This is a genomic window from Patiriisocius sp. 208BN25-11 (assembly GCF_058147145.1).
This window is the reverse complement of record NZ_JBYVJY010000001.1, coordinates 34,676-56,133: the sequence shown is the minus strand read 5'-3', so window position 1 is coordinate 56,133 and position 21,458 is coordinate 34,676. Positions and strand designations below refer to the sequence as shown.

The 21,458-nt window shown below is 34.7% G+C and carries 22 protein-coding genes; all 22 read left to right on the top strand.

The window, feature by feature from the left end:
- The first annotated feature begins 6 nt into the window (after positions 1 to 6).
- The 22 genes from ACY2RS_RS00265 (at position 7) to ACY2RS_RS00160 (ending at position 21,444) form a co-directional block, all read left to right on the top strand.
- On the top strand, positions 7 to 846 hold the full coding sequence (locus ACY2RS_RS00265) for a glycosyltransferase family 2 protein (protein ID WP_490096595.1): 840 nt from the start codon (positions 7 to 9) through the stop codon (positions 844 to 846).
- Positions 843 to 1,850 carry a hypothetical protein gene (locus ACY2RS_RS00260; RefSeq protein ID WP_490096594.1) on the top strand — a complete coding sequence of 336 codons (1,008 nt, stop codon included), beginning with the start codon at positions 843 to 845 and terminating at the stop codon, positions 1,848 to 1,850. Before ACY2RS_RS00265 ends, ACY2RS_RS00260 begins: the two co-directional genes overlap by 4 nt.
- A gap of 22 nt (positions 1,851 to 1,872) precedes the next feature.
- On the top strand, positions 1,873 to 2,691 hold the full coding sequence (locus ACY2RS_RS00255) for a glycosyltransferase family 2 protein (RefSeq protein WP_490096593.1): 819 nt from the start codon (positions 1,873 to 1,875) through the stop codon (positions 2,689 to 2,691).
- Position 2,692: 1 nt separating this feature from the next.
- Entirely contained in the window at positions 2,693 to 3,445 is a 753-nt protein-coding gene (locus ACY2RS_RS00250; protein WP_490096592.1) for a glycosyltransferase, read from the top strand.
- Positions 3,442 to 4,668, top strand: a complete 1,227-nt coding sequence (locus ACY2RS_RS00245; protein ID WP_490096591.1) for a glycosyltransferase — start codon at positions 3,442 to 3,444, stop codon at positions 4,666 to 4,668. The genes ACY2RS_RS00250 and ACY2RS_RS00245 overlap by 4 nt, the downstream gene beginning before the upstream one ends.
- Before the next feature lie 19 nt (positions 4,669 to 4,687).
- Positions 4,688 to 5,800: a GDP-mannose 4,6-dehydratase gene (gene gmd, locus ACY2RS_RS00240; protein WP_490096590.1), complete on the top strand. Its 1,113-nt coding sequence runs from the start codon at positions 4,688 to 4,690 to the stop codon at positions 5,798 to 5,800.
- 8 nt (positions 5,801 to 5,808) lie between these two features.
- Entirely contained in the window at positions 5,809 to 6,879 is a 1,071-nt protein-coding gene (locus tag ACY2RS_RS00235; protein WP_490096589.1) for a GDP-L-fucose synthase family protein, read from the top strand.
- The gene (locus ACY2RS_RS00230) at positions 6,816 to 7,676 is read left to right on the top strand and encodes a glycosyltransferase family 2 protein (protein ID WP_490096588.1); all 861 of its coding nucleotides are present in this window, start codon (positions 6,816 to 6,818) and stop codon (positions 7,674 to 7,676) included. The genes ACY2RS_RS00235 and ACY2RS_RS00230 overlap by 64 nt, the downstream gene beginning before the upstream one ends.
- Complete coding sequence (locus ACY2RS_RS00225) at positions 7,661 to 8,548, top strand: glycosyltransferase family 2 protein (RefSeq protein ID WP_490096587.1); 888 nt, start codon at positions 7,661 to 7,663, stop codon at positions 8,546 to 8,548. The genes ACY2RS_RS00230 and ACY2RS_RS00225 overlap by 16 nt, the downstream gene beginning before the upstream one ends.
- A gap of 42 nt (positions 8,549 to 8,590) precedes the next feature.
- Positions 8,591 to 9,292 (top strand): NAD-dependent epimerase/dehydratase family protein, encoded by a 702-nt coding sequence (locus ACY2RS_RS00220; protein WP_490096586.1) that lies wholly within the window; start codon positions 8,591 to 8,593, stop codon positions 9,290 to 9,292.
- On the top strand, positions 9,289 to 10,221 hold the full coding sequence (locus ACY2RS_RS00215) for a polysaccharide biosynthesis protein (protein ID WP_490096585.1): 933 nt from the start codon (positions 9,289 to 9,291) through the stop codon (positions 10,219 to 10,221). Before ACY2RS_RS00220 ends, ACY2RS_RS00215 begins: the two co-directional genes overlap by 4 nt.
- A gap of 124 nt (positions 10,222 to 10,345) precedes the next feature.
- Positions 10,346 to 11,335 carry a glycosyltransferase gene (locus tag ACY2RS_RS00210; RefSeq protein WP_490096584.1) on the top strand — a complete coding sequence of 330 codons (990 nt, stop codon included), beginning with the start codon at positions 10,346 to 10,348 and terminating at the stop codon, positions 11,333 to 11,335.
- A gap of 8 nt (positions 11,336 to 11,343) precedes the next feature.
- Positions 11,344 to 11,982 carry a CatB-related O-acetyltransferase gene (locus ACY2RS_RS00205; RefSeq protein ID WP_490096583.1) on the top strand — a complete coding sequence of 213 codons (639 nt, stop codon included), beginning with the start codon at positions 11,344 to 11,346 and terminating at the stop codon, positions 11,980 to 11,982.
- Between the two features lie 66 nt (positions 11,983 to 12,048).
- Entirely contained in the window at positions 12,049 to 13,053 is a 1,005-nt protein-coding gene (locus tag ACY2RS_RS00200) for an N-acetylneuraminate synthase family protein (RefSeq protein ID WP_490097084.1), read from the top strand.
- Positions 13,046 to 14,206, top strand: coding sequence for a UDP-N-acetylglucosamine 2-epimerase (gene neuC, locus ACY2RS_RS00195; protein ID WP_490096582.1), 1,161 nt, complete (start codon positions 13,046 to 13,048; stop codon positions 14,204 to 14,206). Before ACY2RS_RS00200 ends, neuC begins: the two co-directional genes overlap by 8 nt.
- Positions 14,206 to 14,892 (top strand): acylneuraminate cytidylyltransferase family protein, encoded by a 687-nt coding sequence (locus ACY2RS_RS00190; protein WP_490096581.1) that lies wholly within the window; start codon positions 14,206 to 14,208, stop codon positions 14,890 to 14,892. The genes neuC and ACY2RS_RS00190 overlap by 1 nt, the downstream gene beginning before the upstream one ends.
- Positions 14,889 to 16,271, top strand: coding sequence for a hypothetical protein (locus tag ACY2RS_RS00185; RefSeq protein ID WP_490096580.1), 1,383 nt, complete (start codon positions 14,889 to 14,891; stop codon positions 16,269 to 16,271). Before ACY2RS_RS00190 ends, ACY2RS_RS00185 begins: the two co-directional genes overlap by 4 nt.
- Positions 16,272 to 17,282, top strand: a complete 1,011-nt coding sequence (locus ACY2RS_RS00180; RefSeq protein WP_490096579.1) for an exostosin domain-containing protein — start codon at positions 16,272 to 16,274, stop codon at positions 17,280 to 17,282. It begins immediately after the preceding gene.
- Positions 17,282 to 18,421, top strand: a complete 1,140-nt coding sequence (locus tag ACY2RS_RS00175) for a glycosyltransferase family 4 protein (protein ID WP_490096578.1) — start codon at positions 17,282 to 17,284, stop codon at positions 18,419 to 18,421. The genes ACY2RS_RS00180 and ACY2RS_RS00175 overlap by 1 nt, the downstream gene beginning before the upstream one ends.
- On the top strand, positions 18,408 to 19,244 hold the full coding sequence (locus tag ACY2RS_RS00170; RefSeq protein ID WP_490096577.1) for a class I SAM-dependent methyltransferase: 837 nt from the start codon (positions 18,408 to 18,410) through the stop codon (positions 19,242 to 19,244). The genes ACY2RS_RS00175 and ACY2RS_RS00170 overlap by 14 nt, the downstream gene beginning before the upstream one ends.
- The gene (locus tag ACY2RS_RS00165) at positions 19,244 to 20,335 is read left to right on the top strand and encodes a glycosyltransferase family 4 protein (RefSeq protein WP_490096576.1); all 1,092 of its coding nucleotides are present in this window, start codon (positions 19,244 to 19,246) and stop codon (positions 20,333 to 20,335) included. Before ACY2RS_RS00170 ends, ACY2RS_RS00165 begins: the two co-directional genes overlap by 1 nt.
- Positions 20,332 to 21,444, top strand: coding sequence for a glycosyltransferase (locus ACY2RS_RS00160; protein WP_490096575.1), 1,113 nt, complete (start codon positions 20,332 to 20,334; stop codon positions 21,442 to 21,444). The genes ACY2RS_RS00165 and ACY2RS_RS00160 overlap by 4 nt, the downstream gene beginning before the upstream one ends.
- Positions 21,445 to 21,458 lie beyond the last annotated feature (14 nt).

Genomic DNA, 21,458 nt, shown 5'->3' with positions numbered 1-21,458 from the left:
CTTGGTATGGCATCTGTTGAAAGCCCTCTTTTTTCAATTATTATCCCTACCTATAATTCTGAGGCTACCCTTGCTATATCATTAGAAAGTATTGCAAGTCAGTTGTTTGCAGATGTTGAAGTGATTATTATGGATGGTCTCTCAAAAGATACTACACTAGAGGTTGCAGAAGGATTTAAAGGTAAGATTCCAGGATTGAAAATATTTTCTGAAAAAGATGATGGTATTTATGATGCTATGAATAAGGCCCTGCAAAAAGTAACTGGTGCCTGGGTCCTTTTTTTAGGAAGTGATGATGCTCTTTTTAGCAATGATGTGTTACAGGAAATTTCAGAAAAGATAAAAAAAACAGATGCGAAAGTACTCTACGGGAATGCACATATTGTTGGAGATACAGGTTGGGCAAAAGATGGAGAACTCTATGCGGGTGCTTTTACCATAGAAAAATTATTGAACCAAAATATTTGCCATCAAGCAATGTTTTATAACACACGTTTTATCATCGATGAAATTGGCTTGTTTGCTACAAAATATACCAAAAGTAGTGACTGGGATTTTAATATTCGATGCTGGGCCAAAAAGCCTTTCGAATATGTTGATACTACCATCGCAAATTTTGTAGCTGGAGGTTTCTCTACAGACAGCACTGATGTGGCTTTTGGTGACGATTATGTAGAAAATGTGCTTCGTTATTTTAAAATAAACCCTTTTCATTCACTTGTAAACAGAAAGGATTTTGTTTACTACGCAAAGGTGCTTACTTTGCAAAAAGAGAATTATCCTTTATTGTATAAAATGACAAGCTTAAAAAACAGATTATTTCGTAAATTCAAAAAACGTTTATGACTTATCAAAACATTGCCTTTACGATTTGTTCTAATAATTATTTAGGACAAGCCCTTGCGCTTAAAAAATCTTTTTTAACGCATAATCCTGGATTTGGTTTTTATATCGTTTTAGTCGATAAAATGATAGATGAGGTAGATTATAGTTTGTTTGAACCTGCACATATTGTTCCCATTGCAGACATTCCTGCTTTGGATTTAGAGGATCTTTTTGAACGCTATTATATTATAGAACTAAATACTAGTGTGAAGCCTAGTGCAATTAAGTATTTGTTGCAAAAAAATAAGGATGCCAAAACGATTTATTATCTAGATCCAGATTTATATTTTTATCAGTCTCTGGAAGAAACCAATACCCTGCTTCAAGAAAAGAGTATGGTCTTAACGCCGCATATTTTATCGCCTATACCTAGGGATGGACGTATGCCAGAAGAGAATACCTTTTTTAGGTTTGGAATTTATAATCTAGGTTTTTTAGGATTGAATGCCCAACATCCCGAAACACATAAAATGCTAGATTGGTGGGAAGAACGTAATCTTAAGTTTGGCTATGATAGACCGCATAAAGGCTATTTTGTAGATCAATTATGGATGGAATTAGCACCATTATTTTTTCAAGATGTTCATATACTGAAGACTTATAATTATAATATGGGACCTTGGAATTTGCATGAACGAGAAGTGGTTTCTGTAGATGGAAATACTGTTGTCTTAAATGATTCTTCTACCTTGGTGTTTTATCACTACAGTAAGATAGCAATGGAGCCTGAAAAAGTATCTAGAGAATATGATCGGTATTTGTTGACAGACTTTCCGCTCTTACAAGAGTTGTATAGAGATTATAAGGCTGTTTTGCAGGAGTGTAATTTTTATGAGATGAAGAAACTCGGTATTACATATCCAGTAAAAATGTCTTTAAACCCAGTTGCTAAAAAGCACTCTTTGTTACATGTTTTTTTCATGAAGCTGAGTAATGGTTTTAAAGTGTTAGCGAATAAAGTTTAACTAATTACGTAAGATTTTTGATATGCTAAAGCTATCTGTAGTTACAGTAAATTATAATAATGCTCAGGGGTTAAAAGAGACCCTGCAAAGTGTTGCTAGTCAAAGCGTAAAGGGCGTAGAGCATATTGTTGTAGATGGGGATTCTAAAGATGAAAGCATCCAGCTTTTAAAACAACATGCCGCCAGTATTCAATATATTAGCGAGCAAGATACTGGAGTTTATGAAGCTATGAATAAGGGTATTGCTTTGGCAAAAGGTCAATACATACTATTCTTAAATAGTGGCGATGTTTTTTTTAATACTACTGTTCTTGCGTCTATTTTACCTAAATTAGATCCACAAATTGCCATATACTATGGAGACCTTGTGTTTCAATCTACAACTGAAGAATTTATTAAAAAATATCCAGATAAATTAGATTTTAGTTTTTTTATTAAAGATTCTTTGCCGCATCCTAGTACTTTTATTAGAAGAGACCTTTTTGACACGCTTTTTTTATATACTGAATCGTTTAAGATAATTTCTGACTGGGAGTTTTTTATTCATGCTATATGTAAAGAGAATGTGCCGTATCAACATTTAAATGAGACAATAGCGATATTTGGGATGGACGGTATGTCCAATGATCCTAAGAATAAAGCACTAATCATGCAAGAAAAAGAACAGGTGTATCAAAAGCATTTTAAAGCGTATATTGATGATGCGAACACACTTATTGTACAAAATAAATTGTTAAGCAGAAATGATGTTCAAACCCTTCTTGGTTTTAAAGATAGTAAATTGGCAAGACGAATTGCTTTTAACGTTCTTAAAATAATTCATAGGCTTTTTGTAAAATAATATGATTCCAAAAATTATTCATTATTGTTGGTTCGGTCTGTCACAAAAAAGTGACATAGCGTTGCAGTGTATTGCAAGTTGGAAAGAATTCGCACCCGATTTTGAACTCAAAGAATGGAATGAGCATAATACAGCTTCTTTTCAAAATAATTTTTACAAAAATGCCTACCGTAAAAAGAAATATGCATTTGTTGCCGACACCATTCGAGTGGCCGTTTTAAAGGAATATGGCGGTATTTATATGGACTTAGACATGTTGTTGTTACAGCCCATTGCTCCCTTATTGAACTATGACTTTTTTAGCGGGTATGAAGTAGATGGAAGAACAGCCTATGGTTTATTTGGAGGCATTCCTAATCATAGGTTTTTTAATACAATGCAGGATTTTTATGAGAAGACGCCTTTTAATCAATTTTCATTGCCTGTCATTACGCACACATTTGCTGCAACCATTCATAAAGACCAATTGCTAGAGAACGAACATATTTTTGATCCAGAATATTTTTATGCATTAGCATATCAAGACAAGGATAAAGGGTATACGTCTTTTGTAACATCAAATAGTTATGCGGTACATTTGTGGGATCATTCTTGGGCGCCTTCAGTATCCAAAAATAGTCTAGGAACACTATTTGGAAATTTAAAAATAGTAGTAACAGATACCCTTTTTTATGGATACCCAATGTCGTATTTTAAAAGGTATGGCAAGGAGTTCTCAAGAAAAATAATTAACAAAGTACTAAAAAGAGTATGAGTGTTAAAGTGCTACATATAACAACTTCTTATAGAGGTGGTGCAGGCATCGCAGCGCTGAGATTGCATAACGCTTTGCAGGAACAGGGCATCTTGTCTGGCTATTTATCAAGAGGTAAAACAGTAGGTTTTGATGGTGTTCTCATGGAAGACGACTTTTTGAAGTACAAGAGACCGTCTTTTTTTAAAAAACTACAACTACGATTGTTTCCTTCAAAAAAAGTAAAACAACTTCGTAAATACCAAGCTTTACAAAAAGAACTGAATTGTGAAATAGCGACCTTTCCATTTTCAATAGTAGCACTTCATAAGCACCCCTTGGTGAAAGAGGCAGATGTCTTGCATTTACATTGGGTTGGGGGTATTTTAGACTACCCTACTTTTTTTAAAGCGGTAGACAAGCCCATTGTGTGGACCTTACATGACATGAATCCTTTTATGGGTGTTTTTCATTATAAAAATGATGCATTGCAAAACAAAAATGTAGCGATATTGGCTTCGGAAATGTTAGTTGTTAAGACTACTGCCTTAGCCCATGTTAAGAAAGGAGCTTTAGTGAGTCCATCGGCTTGGTTGCTAGAAGCGGCTCAAAAAAGCAAGGTGTTTTCTCACTTTGAAGAGCAGCTCGTCATCGCCAATGGAGTCAATAGTAATGCCTTTGCAAGTGTTGATGCAAAGGAAGCTAGGAAACGCTTTCATATTTCCGAAGAAGAACAGGTGGTACTCTTTGTTGCAGGAGCACTCGATATCCACAGAAAAGGATTCGATTTGTTGGCGGAGGCCTTGCGTCTTATTAAAACGCCAATTACCTTATTAACAGTAGGAAAAGGCGTCGTGAAAGTGCCAAATAAAGAAGTAAAAATAGTACCTTTGGGCTTTTTAGAAACCCCAGAACAAATAGCGGCTGCCTACAGTGCAGCAAATGTTTTTGTATTGCCAAGTAGAGAAGATAATTTGCCAAATACAATGCTAGAATCTTTTGCCTGTGGCACGCCAATTATTAGTTTTGCAAACGGTGGCATGAAAGAGCATATTGCGAATGGAGCGAACGGAATATTAGCCAAGGAAATTTCGGCAAAAGCCCTAGCAGAAAGCATTACTTCTTTCTTTGAAAATGACGAAACGAGAAACATAGAAAGCATTCGAAATTATGCTAAAACCCATTTTTCTTTTGAGAAACAAGCAAAAGAATATGTGGCAATTTATAATGCAATAACGAACTGAAAAATAACCAAGCATATACATGAAAGTAGCATTTATTACAGGAGTTACAGGGCAAGATGGAGCCTATTTAAGTGAGTTTTTACTTAAAAAAGGCTACCAAGTACACGGCCTTAAGCGTAGATCATCTTTGTTTAATACAGATCGTATAGACCATTTGTATCAAGATCCGCATACCGACAATCGTAACTTTATGTTGCATTATGGGGATATGACAGATAGTACAAATTTAATTCGACTCATTAAAGAAATACAACCCGATGAGATTTATAATCTTGCGGCGATGAGTCATGTGCATGTGTCATTTCAAATTCCAGAATACACAGCAAATGCCGATGGAATTGGTTCACTACGTATTTTAGAAGCCGTTCGTTTTTTAGGTTTAGAAAATAAAACAAAGGTATATCAAGCATCTACCTCAGAGCTATATGGTAAAGTACAAGAAGTGCCTCAAACCGAGACAACTCCCTTTTACCCGCGCAGCCCTTATGCCGTTGCAAAAATGTATGCCTATTGGGCGACTGTAAACTATCGTGAAGCCTATGGTATTTTTGCTGCCAATGGTATTCTATTTAACCATGAATCTCCAGTACGAGGAGAGACTTTTGTGACAAGAAAGATTACACGTGCGGCATCAAGAATTGGATTAGGATTACAAGATTGTTTGTACATGGGAAATCTCGATGCAAAAAGAGATTGGGGACATGCTAAAGATTATGTACGTATGATGTGGATGATTTTACAAGCAGAAGAACCTGAAGATTGGGTGATTGCCACTGGAAAAACCACGTCTGTTCGTGATTTTATTAGAATGGCATTCGATAAGATTGGTGTGGAACTAGAATTTAAGGGCGAAGGCGTTGACGAAAAAGGATACGTATCTGCAAGTAATGATGAACGTTTCCAAGTAGCAGTTGGGAAACAAATAATTGCAGTAGATCCTGCTTATTTTAGACCTACAGAAGTTGAATTGCTTATTGGTGATGCTACAAAAGCGAAAGAAAAGTTAGGTTGGGTACCAGAATATCAATTAGATGAATTGGTGTCTGAAATGATGGAAAACGATATCAAGCTGATGCAAAAAGAACAGTATTTACAAAAAGGAGGTTTTAGAATAAACAATTACTTTGAGTAGATAGTACGATGGAGAAAACAGCCAAAATATATATAGCGGGTCATAGAGGATTGGTGGGAAGTGCCATTGTAAGACAATTACAAGATCAAGGATACACCAATTTGGTTCACAGAACTCATAAAGAGCTTGACCTTACAAGTACCCAAGCAGTTGCTGCTTTTTTTGAACAAGAACAACCAGAATATGTAGTACTTGCTGCTGCAAAAGTTGGAGGAATTCATGCCAATAACGTATACAGAGCAGATTTTATCTACGAGAATTTGATGATTCAAAATAACGTGATTCATCAAAGCTATCTCTCTGGTGTTAAAAAGTTATTGTTTTTAGGAAGTACCTGTATTTATCCAAAAAATTGTTCGCAGCCCATTAAAGAAGACTATTTACTCACAGATGTTTTAGAGTACACCAATGAGCCCTATGCAATTGCAAAAATTGCAGGAATTAAAATGTGTGAGAGCTACAACTTACAATACGGCACCAATTTTATTAGTGCCATGCCGACCAACCTATATGGACCTAATGATAATTTCGATTTAGAAAAAGCGCATGTATTACCAGCATTGCTAAGAAAAATTCACCTAGGAAAAGCATGGGAACAAAATAATTGGGAAGCACTTAGAGCAGATTTAAACAAGCTTCCTATTGGAGTAATTGATGGATCTGCCAGTGAAGAGGCCATTGTTGCTAGATTTCAAGAGTTAGGAGTTACCAAGAAAGATGGGGTTGTTACTGTAGAGATTTGGGGTAGCGGGAAACCCATGAGAGAATTGTTATGGGTAGATGACATGGCAAGTGCGTGTTTGTATTTACTCACTGAAGTAGATGCAGATATTTCTGGAAAAGAGGTGAGAAATACACATGTCAATATTGGTACTGGGAGCGATATTTCTATTGCAGGACTAGCACAACTTATTAAAAAAGTAGTTGGCTATGAAGGTGATTTTGTATTCAATGCAAATAAGCCAGACGGAACCATGAAAAAACTAACCGATGTTTCTAAAATAAACGCCATGGGTTGGAAGGCCAAAATTTCTCTAGAAGAAGGCCTACAGAAAATGTATCATTGGTACCAAACGTAAACACAATGGGTGTTCCAAAAGTTTCTATAATTACCATTAGTTTTAATGATGTGGAGGGTTTACAAAAGACCATTACATCTGTTAAAAATCAAACCTATGCCAATATCGAATACCTTGTGATTGATGGTGGTTCTAAAGATGGAACTTCGGAAATATTAGCTACCGAAACAAATGCAATAGATTTTTGGTTAAGTGAACCCGATACGGGAATTTATAATGCCATGAATAAAGGCATTTCTAAGGCTAAAGGGACCTATCTTCAATTTTTAAATGCTGGAGATGTTTATACAAGTGAAACTGCATTGTATGATTTTGTAAATCATCCGCTATTTTCTGGAGATGTTATATATGGAGATTACCAATTTGAAACGGGTGGGAAATCATATCCCGATACATTAACTCCTCAATTTTTTATGAGGACCTCCTTGCCTCATCAAAGTACTTTAATTTCAAAAAAGGTATTTGATGCCATGGGCTTGTATGATGAGAGCTATAAGATTATTGGAGATCGCGCTCATTTTGTAAAATCATTTTTAAGCAATCAATTTCAATTTAAGCGTGTGCCAATTGCGCTTACCGTTTTTGATTTAACTGGGATTAGCAATGCACCAGAGTATAGGGCGTTAAAAATAGATGAAGATATCAGGATGTTTAAAGAATATTTTGGAATTTATTACCAAGATTATGTAGAGTTGTTGGCTGTAAAACAACAAGTAAAAGAGCTACAACGCCAAACACTAGGTGGGATTTTAAAGCGAATTCAATATAAAATAAAAAGTATATGGAGTCGCCGCTAGTAAGTGTTATTGTGCCTACCTACAATAGGGTTGCCTATTTAGAAAGGACACTCCAAAGTATTTTAGCTCAAACCTATCCTAAGGTTGAAATTATTGTGGTAGATGACGGTTCTCCTAATGATGCTACTGAAATGTTATGCAACAAATTAGCAGTTAGATACCTTAAAATTGAGAATAGCGGCGGACCAGCAACACCTAGAAATAGGGGGTTTGAAATTGCCAATGGAGCTTATATTGCTTTTTTGGATGATGACGATCTTTGGCTTCCTCATAAGATAGAGACGCAAGTAGCAATTTTAGAAAAAAATAAAGACTACGGAATTGTACATGGCCCCTGCAAAATCATTGATGAAAATGATACCGAGACGGGAGAAATTATAGGGAAACCTCGCGATGCAAATTTAAAGCATGGTGATGTTCGTGACAGAATGATGGGACGTTTTACACTCATGATGCCCACACCATTACTAAGAAGATCGGTATTAGACACTGTTGGAGTTTTTAATCAAGAAATTCCTGCAGCGCTTGAAGATGTTGAGTTTTGGAATAGATGCTCTTTTAAAACAAAGTTTTACTACCATCCAGAAATTTTGGTTTTGTACAGAAAACATGCTGCTAATATTTCAGCAAAAAATAAAAACTATGTTCGTTTGCCATTATATTTACGTGATGTAATGAAAAAGGCACGTGCAGAAAATGAAATTGATGCTGCAGTTCAAAATCAAATAAAAAAAAATATTTTGGGTATGCAAGCAAAATATATAAAGACAAATACACTACAAACACTAAAGAACTTCTTTTTAATAGACACTTTTTGGTTTTGTAATATTTCAGCAGTGAAAATAGTAATAGGAAATATACTAAGGAAATAGTGTGCATTATTCTCTATAAAAATTACTAAAGAAACACATTAAATGAATTTATTAGTTACTGGGATTACTGGATTTTTAGGGAGGTGTTTGCTCAATAAAGTAAGCATCTTAGGAACGCATAAACTCTATTTTACGAATAGAGCCATTGATGCCATTTTTCCTGTCATACCAGAACATATAGATTGGGTGATTCATTTAGCATCCTCTCATCGTGAAGAAAAAGAAGAGGATATTCATGCGAATAATACGCTGATTAATGAACGTCTTATTTTATTATTAAAGAAGCATGGTTTAACACCTAATATTCTTTTTACAAGTTCCATTCATGAAAATGCTGATTCTTATTATGGAGCTTCTAAAAGAGAAGGAGCTGCCTACCTAGGTAATTTTTGTGAAGAGAATAGTACCCAATTCGAGAAGATCATTTTTCCTAATATTTATGGTCCCTATGCGAAGCCAAATCACACTTCGGTTGTTGCTACTTTTTGTAAAAATGTAATAGAGGGGAAGACTAGTTTTATAAACGATACATCAATTAATTTGCTCTATGTTGATGAAGCAATAAAAGCAATTTTAGCATTCAAGAGTGTGGACGAGTTTCCAACTCAAAACATATCTTTGCCAATATTACACGATATGATTCAAGAAATGCACAAGAATTATCTTGAAAACGATATTAAAATTAATTTAAATAGTACTTTTAAAGCGAATCTATTTATTACACTAACCAGTTACTATCAATGATTAAAGGAAAAAAAATATTTATAACTGGAGGAGCAGGTTTCTTGGGTAAACATCTTGTAGCACATTTTTATGAGCACAATGAAATTACAATTTACAGTCGTGATGAAGCCAAGCATTACTTTATAAAAAAGAAATTTCCTAAAATAAATTGTGTTATTGGAGATGTTGCCAATTATCAACATATGGAACGTGCCTCTAGAGGCCATGATATTGGTATTTTTGCAGCTTCTTTAAAGCAAATAGAGGCGGTAGATCAAAATGTAGAAGTTTCAATTAATACAATTGTCACTGGAGCAATGAATTCAAGAAAAGTTGCTGAAGACAATAATTTTGAAGCTGCTTGTTTTATTTCAACAGATAAAAGTAGAGCTGCAACTACGCTATATGGAGCTATGAAATTTGTGGGTGGTGAAGCATTTATAGTAAATGCAAATAGATCAAACGTTTTGCTTAGCACAGCTATTTATGGCAATGTTTTAAATTCTACCGGAAGTATTATTCCATTGATTTGGGATAGTATTAGAAATAACTATTCTCTTGTTTTGTATAGTGAAACAATGACACGGTTTATGATTGAGATAGATGCAGCCATAAAAGTTATTGAAGATAGCTTAAAAACATCTGGTTTTAATGTGATTCCGAACTTGAAAAGTTTTTTAGTAAAGGATCTGTTTGAAATCTATAAGGAAAAATTTAATCTAAAATATACTTTAGGGAAACCTAGAATTTCAGAAAAGATTCATGAAATAATGATAGCAAAAGAAGAGCTGCCTAGGACTACGTATGATAAGGATACAAATTCTTATTATATGCACTATGAGAAGATTTCTGAAGCGCCTGCATTAAGCGATGAATTTAGTAGTAAAGATGTTTCGGTTTCTAAAGAAGAATTAGAAGCAATGCTATCAAAGTATAATTATTTTGAGTAAACGCTTTATGTGTAGCTCATATTTATACAATAGCGCTTCTAAAAAATAGGTACACGTATGTTGTTATTTCTTAGTACATAGAATAATAGCTTTTTGATGATCCATAGAAAACACAATAATCATTATGAGAAAAGGATTTAATCCAAATAAAGATAAAACCTTAAAGACTAAAACTGCCTCTCATAGGGTTATTATACCAATATATATTCCAAGTAACGAAGGGTATTTTGCAGACCTTTTTGATGTGTTAAAAGTGTGCGTATCCTCATTGTTAGCAACTATTAATGCAGACACCAAAATAACGTTAATCTCAAATGCAGCAATAGTAGAAGTAAATGACTATATAAAAGAGCTTTGGGAGTCGGGTAAAATTGATAGAGCTGTTTTTAATGCAGAAAATGTAGGTAAAATGAATGCAATCATGGCAGAGTCTAGAGCATCATTTGAAGAATATATTACCTATGCAGATGCTGATGTTTTTTTTGATAAAGGGTGGCTAAAACAAACATTTACTATGTTTGATGAAGTTCCTCGTGCAGGGTTTGTATCGATGAACCCAACCCCTCAAAATCTTAGTTTTTCTGAATCTACATTACTGTCCAAATTCTTTACTGTTTTGGGTAGTAAAAAACCTGTATCTGAACGCTGTGATTACGATGACTTAAGACATTTTCATAAAAGTATTGATAAAGATATATCATATACAGATACTATGTTTAAAGGAAATGTGCCATTAGTTAATAAAAAATATATTATTGGTGCCGGACATTTTTGTTGTACGATTAAAAAGACGCCGACGTTAAAATTTGTTCCTAAAGTGCCTTCTGAAAAAGCAATTTCTGGTAATTCTGAAAACAACTATCTCGATATTCCATTTAATAAAACAGGCTTATATCGTTTGTCGTCGCCAAAAGCATTTGTGTGGCATATGGGAAATACACTGGAAAAAGATTGGGTCGATTCAAAATTAGACACCTTGAAACATTTCAAAGAAGATGAATTTTCTTTTAATACTTTATCTAAAAGAAATCCAAACATTTTTATTCAAATAATTCCTTATCCTATTCGATTATTAGCGGTGAGAGTTTTTGCAAAATTGGGACTTTTAAAATAAGAATAGTAATGAGAAACTTCATAAAAAAAATCTTGTGGTATTTTCTCAATGCACCCTCAATCAAAGAAGGGGTTGTGATTTCTGGATTTTCTAGAGGGTTGCAAAATGTTACGTTTGAAGGAAAGAATATGGTGCCAGATCGTTGTAATTTTTCTGGGAATGTCTCTTTAGGATATGCTACAACATTAGGATACAATAATTTTTTGCACGGAGATATTACCCTAGGTAAGTATTGCCAGATAGGTGCCGATGTGGCGATTCATAGCACCAATCATCCGGTACATCACATGACAACCTATATCGGAAAACAGTTGTTTGATGGCGAACTAAAAAAATTAAAAACAACAAAGAAAGTACAGATTGGTCACGACGTTTGGATTGGTCATAATGCCCTAATTGTTGGAAATGTAACCATTGGCAATGGCGCTATTATCGCAAGTGGGAGCGTGGTAACTAAAGATGTAGCTCCCTATGCTGTCGTAGGTGGAGTTCCCGCCAAAGAAATAAAAAAGCGCTTTTCTGATACTGTCATTCAAGAAATTGAAGCCTTGGCTTGGTGGAATATGAACAAAGAAGAATTAGAAAAAAATAAGGACTTGTTTTTCAAAAACTTTGAAAATGAGTCTTCTATATTCACTAAAATGTAAGCAGGATATAAAAGGCAAAATTCAATTTGTATTGTATCTTTAAAGCTATAAACAACCATACTATTGATAACTACTATTGCAGAAATAGGACAAGCACATGAAGGCAGCGTAGGTATGTTACACGCATACATCGATGCTGTTGCAAAAACAGGGGTCACCGCCATCAAGTTTCAAACGCATATTGCCGAAGCAGAAAGCAGTATTCATGAACCTTTTAGAGTGAAGTTTTCTACCCAAGATGCCACGCGTTTCGACTATTGGAAACGAATGGAATTTACCCAAACCCAATGGAACGAAATTGGAGCCCATTGCAAAGAAGTTGGACTCACCTTTATGAGCAGTCCTTTTAGCAATGCTGCTGTAGATGTATTAGAAGAAGCAGGGGTTGAGGTCTACAAGGTAGGGAGTGGAGAGGTAAATAATTTCTTATTACTCAAAAAAATTATCGCCACAGGCAAGCCCATTATTATTTCTAGTGGTATGAGCTCTTACGAAGAACTCGATAAAACTGTTGCTTTTTTAACAGATCAAAAAGCTTCCTTTTCAATTTTACAGTGTACTACAAGTTATCCTACCCAACCCGAACAGTTTGGGTTAAATGTGATTTCAGAATTAAAACAACGCTACCATGTGCCTATAGGCTTTTCAGATCACTCTGCAAGTATTGCAACGGGTATTGCTGCGGTAACTTTAGGGGCTGAAATATTAGAATTCCATGTCGTGTTCGATGCGCAAATGTTTGGTCCAGATGTGGCGTCATCATTAACATTTCCGAAGGTAACAGCATTAGTAGAAGGGATCAACGCAATTGCTACAGCATTGCAACACCCGATCGATAAAAGCGATAATTCACAATTTGCAACCCTAAAAAGCATTTTTGAAAAGTCCTTAGCTGTCAATAAATCATTACCAAAAGGACATGTGTTAACCTTTGAAGATTTAGAGGCAAAAAAGCCAAAAGGATTTGGTATTGCTGCGGCGTTGTATCAAAATATAGTAGGTAAAAAATTAACTGCAGCCCTTCAACAATGGGATTTTATAACTCCAGAATCAGTAGAAGATTATGAATAACATACGAACCATTTGCGCTGTAATTACTGCAAGACCCTCTTATAGTCGTGTAAAAACTGCTTTGCAAGCCATAAAAGACCATCCTAATTTAAAACTACAGTTAGTAGTTGCGGGATCTGCATTGTTGGATCGCTATGGAAATGCCTTAAACTTCATTAAAAAAGATGGTTTTGAAGTGACCGAAAAAGTCTTCATGGTTTTAGAGGGTGAAAATAAAACGGCAATGGCAAAAACAACCGGACTAGGAGTCATGGAACTTGCTAACGTATTTTATAATTTACAACCCGATGCAGTATTAACGATTGCAGATAGGTTTGAAACTATTGCTACATCGATAGCAGCTGCCTATCAAAACATCCCATTAATTCATTTACAAGGAGGGGAAGTGACGGGTAATATCGATGAAAAAGTACGTCATGCAAATACAAAACTAGCTGATATCCATTTTGTAACAAGTGAAGATGCTAAAGAGCGTGTGTTAAAGTTGGGAGAAAATCCGGACTTTGTATTTAATACAGGATGCCCTTCAATAGATCTTGCTGCAGAGGTGGTTAAGGACACAACTTTAGACTTTGATCCTTTTGTGAAATATGGTGGAGTAGGTGCATCATTTCCTATTGATGAAGATTATATTGTTGTGATGCAGCACCCTGTAACGACAGAGTATGATGCAGCAAAACAAGATGTTTTAAAAACATTAGAAGTCATTGATCAGTTAGGGAAAAACACGTTCTGGTTTTGGCCAAACGTAGATGCGGGTGCCGATGGTACTTCAAATGGAATACGTTCGTATAGAGAAAAACACCAACCTAAAAACATACATTTTTTTAAAAACATGGAGCCCAATGATTTCTTGAAATTATTACTCCATAGCAAATGTTTGATTGGAAATAGTAGTGTGGGAATTCGCGAATGCTCTTTTCTTGGTGTGCCTGTAGTAAATATAGGAACACGTCAAAATAGACGTTTACGAGGTGATAACGTGATAGATGTTGCCTATGATAAAGCTGAAATTTTAGATGCCATCACCCAGCAATTAGAACGTCCAAAAAATAAGAAAAGTACCATTTATGGAGCCGGAGATAGCGGTGCTCGTATTGCTGAAATATTAGCAACCACATCCTTGCCTTTTCATAAAACAATTACCTATTAATGAGAATTTTAGGACTCATACCTGCACGAGGCGGGAGTAAAGGAATCCCTCATAAAAATAAAAAGCTACTAGGTACTAAACCTTTATTGCAGTATACCATAGAAGCTGCTCAACAAGCGAAGCTACTTACCGATGTAGTGTTTACGTCAGAAGATGCATCACTTATAGAAATTGCAAGTTCTTTAGGGGTGGCATGCCCATTTATAAGACCAGCGGCATTAGCAACAGACCAGGCAGGTTCTTTAGAAGTCGTGCAACATGCCTTGCAAACAATATCACAAGAATATGATGCTGTTTGTTTGCTTCAGGTGACCACTCCTTTTAGAGAAACAGGGTTTATTGATGCTGCTATTGAGAAATTTATGGAAGCCAAAACAGATAGTTTGATATCTGTCCAAGAAGTCCCTCACCAGTACAATCCACATTGGGTTTTTGAGCCTAACGGACCTATTTTAACTATTAGTACAGGAGAGAAACACATCATTAAAAGAAGACAAGAATTGCCCAAAACATATATTAGAGATGGGGCTATTTATTTAACCAAGACAGATATTATTTTAAAGCAACATTCCTTTTTTGGGGAGTCTATTGGGTATTTAGAATCGAATCCTAGCACTTTTGTCAATATCGATACACTAGAAGATTGGAAGGAAGCAGAACGTATTTTAAATACTGGTTTGTTATGAAAAAAGTTATGTTTTTAGTTCCAGATGGTACTGGTGTCCGAAATTATTTATACACATCATTGCTTTCCCAATTAAAGAAAACTTGCGAGTTTAGTGTATGGACAACCTTGTCTAAAGAAGCTATTGACGAGGTAGCTGCTATTCATGATATTTCTTATGAATACCATCATTTTTTACTAGATAAGGAATCGGCTAGTACAAAATTGTATCGCGAATCTGCTCGGTATGCAAGATTAAAAAGAGCTGCTAGTTTATTTGATAATGAAACCATACTTAAATTTAATTGGAAATTTAAGCCCCCTTCTTTAAAACTAAAAGTGTTTAATACACTCACAAGAAGTATAGGAGCATCTATTTCAAAAAAATACGATCGTATTTTACAATTCGAAGAAAAAGCAAAAAAAGGATGGTCCCGTAACATTATAAATGAATACAAAGAACAACTTAGAGTTGCATCTGTTGATGTTATTTTTATAACCCATCAACGTGTCTTTTCTTTAATGCCAATTTGCATAGCTGCTAAAGAACTTGGAATTAACGTTGTTAGTTGTATTTATTCATGGGACAATGTCCCTAAAGCAAGCTTGGGCGTATGGGCAGATACCTATGTTGTTTGGTCTTCTTTGATGAAACAAGAATTACAAGTGCTATATCCTGAAATTCCTCAAGATAGCATTGTTATTACTGGAACACCACAATTTGAGTTCTATAGCGATTCTTCTATGCTACTTTCAAGGGAGCAATTTGCTAAAACACATGGATTAGATTCAAAGAAACAATGGATTTGTTTTAGTGGAGACGATGTTAAGACCTCTCCATATGACCCTCTGTATCTAGAGGATGTTGCTATTGCTGCGAAGTTATTAAAAATGGATGTTCAGATTTTATTTAGGAGATGCCCAGTAGATACTACAGATAGGTATGATGATGTGCTTAAAAGATATTCAAACATCAAAGCCGTAGCTCCTATTTGGGTAAGTAATAAAGATAATTGGGGAGCAATATTTCCAAAAAAAGAAGATGTTAGATTACTTGTCAACGTAGTTGCGCATTGTGACGTAGTGCTTAATTTAGGGTCTACCATGGCGCATGATTTTGCTATGTTCGATAAGCCTTGTTTGTATTTTAAGTATGATCCGGTTTTAGATGTAAATAGATCAGTAAATGATGTGTATAATTTTCATCATTTTAGAAGTATGGAGGGATTGGATGCAGTAGGTTGGGTGACAAGTAAAGAATCTCTTGTGCCGCTATTGTCAAATGCCTTACTAGCACCTGAGACCATAGCAAAAGATCGTAAACAATGGTTAGAAAGAATTGCAAAGCATCCTCTAGAGAATGCTTCTAGTGCGTTAGCAAACGAAATATTGACAACTTAAATGAATATATATATAGCACATACACTATCTATTGCTAAGGCTGGTAGCTATTTGTTTCCTTTGGTTGAAATATTAGAAAAGAATGTTTTAGATGTTGAGATAGTTACATCTATAGAAGCATCCTCTATCGTTGTGGTGCCTACAAGTATTCAACAGCTTTTTTTAAATGGAAAACAGAAAGCGTTTTATAACATTTCCGAAGCTACAAAGAAAGCAGGGAAGCAATTGTTAGTGTTTACTGGAAGTGATTATGGAAAAACTTTATTGGAGGATCATATTATTCAAGTGAGGCTCGGCGGATTTAAATCGAAAATGAATCCAAATACATTTGTAATGCCTCCTTTTATTATAGATCCTTATCTCACACTCCAAAGAGAGTATGCTGCATTGCATAAAAAAGAGAAACCAACCATTGGTTTTGTAGGTCATTCTAATGGGAGTGCTTTAAAATTATTAAAAGAATTTTTATTGTTTTTACGCGGAAATGTTAAACGTCTAATAGGATTAGATAAAACAGATATACAATCATTTTATCCCTCAAGTAGAAAGCGATTTATCTACTTAGAACTTCTGAGTAAAGCGCCAAGTATACTGTCTGATTTTAGATATAGAAAGCAGTATAGGGCAGGAGCTGTTTCTAAAGAAGACAAGGAGAAAACTACAAAAGAGTTTTATGAAAATATTCATGATAATTTGTACACTTTTTGCTTGCGAGGGACTGGAAATTTTTCGGTACGTTTTTATGAGACATTAGCAATGGGACGTATTCCTGTATTTATAAATACAAATAGTAAATTGCCTTTTGAGACAGTAATTGATTGGGAGGAACACGCTGTGATTGTAGATGAAAAGCAAGTGGGGACATTACCCGAAGTTTTAGCGCAGTTTCATCTTAAAAATAGTAAGGATGACCTTATTAAAATACAAGATAAAAACAGGTCACTTTGGCAAGATTTTTTTCAAAAAGAATCGTATTTTAAAGCATTAATAAATCAACTTAAAAAAAACTAATGCATATTGTTTATTTATCCGGAGAACACGCACTTTGGGCAACTGGAGGCGTTGGTGTGTATTTGCAAACCATAAGTCGATCCTTGTGTAAAAAGGGGCATACAGTTTCTATAGTTGGTGTTGGTGTTGAAGACAAAGAAGTGTATATTGAAGATGAAGGAGTTTCTATCTATAGGCTTCCAAAAAATACAAGTAAGCTTCCCGATTTTTATGTGAATTCTAAACGAATTCATAAAAAAGTTAGGGCTTTACAGAAAGAATCATCCATAGATATTATTGAAACAGCTGAGGGAGGTTTTGCTTTTATACCCAAAACCCTTCCAGGTAAAAAAATAATACGCCTCCATGGAGGACATCATTTTTTTGCTGAAGCAGAGAATAGAGGGATTAATTTTAAGAAAGGCATTATAGAGAAGCGTTCTTTCAAAAAAGCCGATGCCTTTGTGGCTGTGTCTGAATATGTAAAAACGCATACAGCTAAATTTTTAAGCTATCATAATAAGCCTATCGCTATTATTAACTATCCAATAAACACAAATATTAAGATTCCAGAGGTAGCTATTGAAAAGGATACGCTATTATTTGCAGGTACTATTTGTGAGAAAAAAGGGGTGCGTCAATTGCTTGAAGCATTTAAAATAGTGCGAGAAAAATATCCTACTAAAAAATTGGATTTATATGGGAGGTTAAATTGGAAATTCCCAAATGGCCAGCTGTATATTGATTACATTAAAAAAGAACTAGATGCATCTTTTTTCGAAAACGTAACGTTTAAAGGCGGTATACCAAGAAGTGAATTAGATGCCAAATATGCTGCAGCTTCTATTTGTGTTTTTCCATCGCATATGGAGACTCAGGGATTGGTGTCTATCGAAGCCATGTTGCTGGAAAAAATAGTAGTGTTTTCAAAATATGGTCCTGGACTTGAGACAATTCAACATAAAGAGACAGGATTATTATGTGATGTATATGACCCTTCTGATATCGCAGAACAAATTATATGGGTTATTGAAAATAAGGAGGCATCGATCAAGATTGCAAAAGCTGGAAGATTACTAGTAAAAGAAAAATATAATTTAGAGTATATCACTGAAAAGAATATAGCTTACTATAAAACAATAATAGATGGCACTGTATAATACTTGTAAAATTTGTAATGGAGATGTTGCATTGGTTAATGAAACCTATAGTCTTGTTGAATGTAAAAATTGTGCATTCGTTTTTTGTAGTAAGAAGTTTACACAAGAAGAGTTTGTAAAAACTTATGACGATTTATACAATGCTTCTACAAATAGTGTATATGCTAGACACGCTGTAGCAGAATTTGAAGCATTGCAAACGGGTAAGCCTGTTCCAATAGGGTATAATAGATCGAGACTTATTAAGAAACATATTTTAAATAATAAATGTGCCTCTGTTCTAGAAATAGGAAGTGGTATAGGTTTGGTGGGAACCTATGTAAAAAAGGCAAATAAAGATATATATTATCAAGGTATTGAAATTGACACAAAAGCGTATGAGAAGTCTCAAGAATTGGGACTTAATACTTACAATGCAGATTTTAGTCATATAGCATCTTTAGACAGAAAATTTGATGTAATTATGCTCTGGGAAGTAATAGAGCATTTGCAGGATTTAAAGCATTTCTTATCCTTAGCACATCAAGCTTTAAATGAGGGTGGAAGTCTTATTTTATCTACACCAAATTATCTTAAAATATATAATTATCCTAATAGAGAAAAAGATAGAATTTTCCAGAACGAACCCCCAATTCATCTCAACTTTTTTACTAAAAAAAACATAGTGAATATTTTTAAAATCGCAGGGTTTTCAAAAAGCAATGTGAGCTTAAAAAAAATGCCTTATTTAGAGCCAAAAAAGATGCGTTTTTACAAAAATTCATTAAAAAGTGTTTTTGGAAAATATGAAGGACCCACATTATATTTTGAAGCATATAAATAATGAAAACAATTTTTATAGCTCATAATTTTTCAAAAGTTTCTATAGCTTCAATGAGTTATGAATTAGCGTATTTTTTGGCAAGAAGTGGAATGCGAGTTATCTTTATTTCGCACAGACCCTATTTTGAGGCTCCCCAACATAATCAAGAAGGTGCTGGATCTATTATTGTGTATTCCTGGCCAACTAAAAAAAGACCTACCTCTCTTAGTGATGCTAGATGGTATTGGAAGCTCCACAGAAAATACAAGCCAGATATTGTTCTTGGGCATTTTGTTGGTGCTAATATTTCTGCTATAGTTTCAAAATTCACTTCATTTTGGCGCACAAAAACAATGGTGTATTATCATACTGTTTCAGGAGCTATTACTACTGATGTGACTCATGAAAAAGCGAAAATAAAGAAACAGCGTACTAGAAAGAAATGGTTTTATAAGTTATTTGCCGATGTTATTATAGCTCCGTCACAACTAGCGAAAGATGATTTATTTTCGGTTTTTAATATTTCAGAATGTGTTGTTGTTCCAAATGCAATACCAGATAGATATGTATTTGAACCTATACATACAGAAGAAATTGTGATCTCGTATTTAGGGAGATTAGCTCCAACTAAAGGTGTAATTGAGATGGTGACGGCTTTTATGGCATACCAAAAAGAAGTGCCTACTAGTACCTTAAAATTAAAATTAGCTGGAAATGGAAAACTGGAGGAAGTACTCACCACGCTTTGCGAAAAAAATAAAAATGTAACCTTTATTGGCGGTATTTCATATAGTGAAGTGGATACTTTTTTGAGGACAAGTACTTATTCTATTATACCTTCAAAATTTGATAATTTACCAACGTCTGGAATTGAGGCATTAATGAATCATGTACCTCTATTGCTATCTAAAAATACTGGTCTCACTAAATACCTTGCGGATGGTAAAAACGGTTTTATTTTTACTCCTGAAATGTCCTCCATGAAACATCTTTTTATGAAGATTGAGCATAGTGACAAATTAGAACATATGGTAAAAGAAGCAAGAGCTGTTTATGATGCCCATTTTTCTATTGAAAATTATTGTAATACAATGTTAAACTTACTGAAGTGAAATTTGCGATCATAACACATGTTCCTCATAGCTACTCTGAAAATAAGTTTCATGGGTATAGTGCTTATGTTCGTGAAATGAATATTTGGTCTAGCTATGTTGATACATTACTTATCGTAGCACCAACAAGTAAAGAAGAACCTTCGGCGATTCATTTACCCTACGACCATTCCTCTATTCGTTTTTTTAAGATACCCGCTATGGCGTTTATATCATTGGGAGCATCTTTAAAAACACTTTTTTTACTTCCATTAATTTTATATACAATATTTAAGGCAATGCGTGCTGCAGATCATATCCATTTGCGTTGTCCAGGTACTATTGGTTTAATGGGATGTGTTGTTCAAATCCTATTTCCGAAGAAACCTAAAACAGCGAAATATGCTGGTAACTGGGATCCAAAGGCAAAACAACCATTTAGTTATAGGTTACAAAAAAAGATATTATCCAATACTTTTTTTACAAAAAACATGAAGGTTTTAGTGTATGGCGATTGGAAAGATCAAACCAAAAATGTGTATCCTTTTTTTACCGCTACCTATCCATCAAGTGCATCAAGAGGAATTGTAGATCGTATCCCAAAACCTCCCTTTAAGGCAATGTTTGTAGGAACCTTGTCGGTTGGCAAAAGACCTATGTATGCACTTCAATTAGTGGCTCAATTACAAAGTGCTGGGGTGCCTATTCATTTGGATATTTTTGGTGATGGTTCAGAACGAGAAATCTTAGAGAACACTATAAAGGAACAGAAAATAGAGGGGCTTGTTACTTTTCATGGGAATCAAACCTCACACGTGGTGAAAGAAGCATATCGGCAAAGTGATTTTTTAATATTACCGTCAAAATCTGAAGGTTGGCCTAAAGTTGTTGCTGAGGCAATGTTTTGGGGTTGTGTCCCTATCGTTACACCAATATCATGCGTACCTTGGATGGTGGATTATGGTGCTAGAGGTATTCTACTAACACTAGCGTTAGAAGAAGATGTTAAGAATATATCAAGTAAAATAGAAACCTCTCAATTGCCTGAGATGTCAAAAAAAGCGCAACAATGGTCTCAAGAGTATACGATTGATACCTTTACACATGAAATTTCTAAGTTTTTTAATTAGAGGAATACTACGTT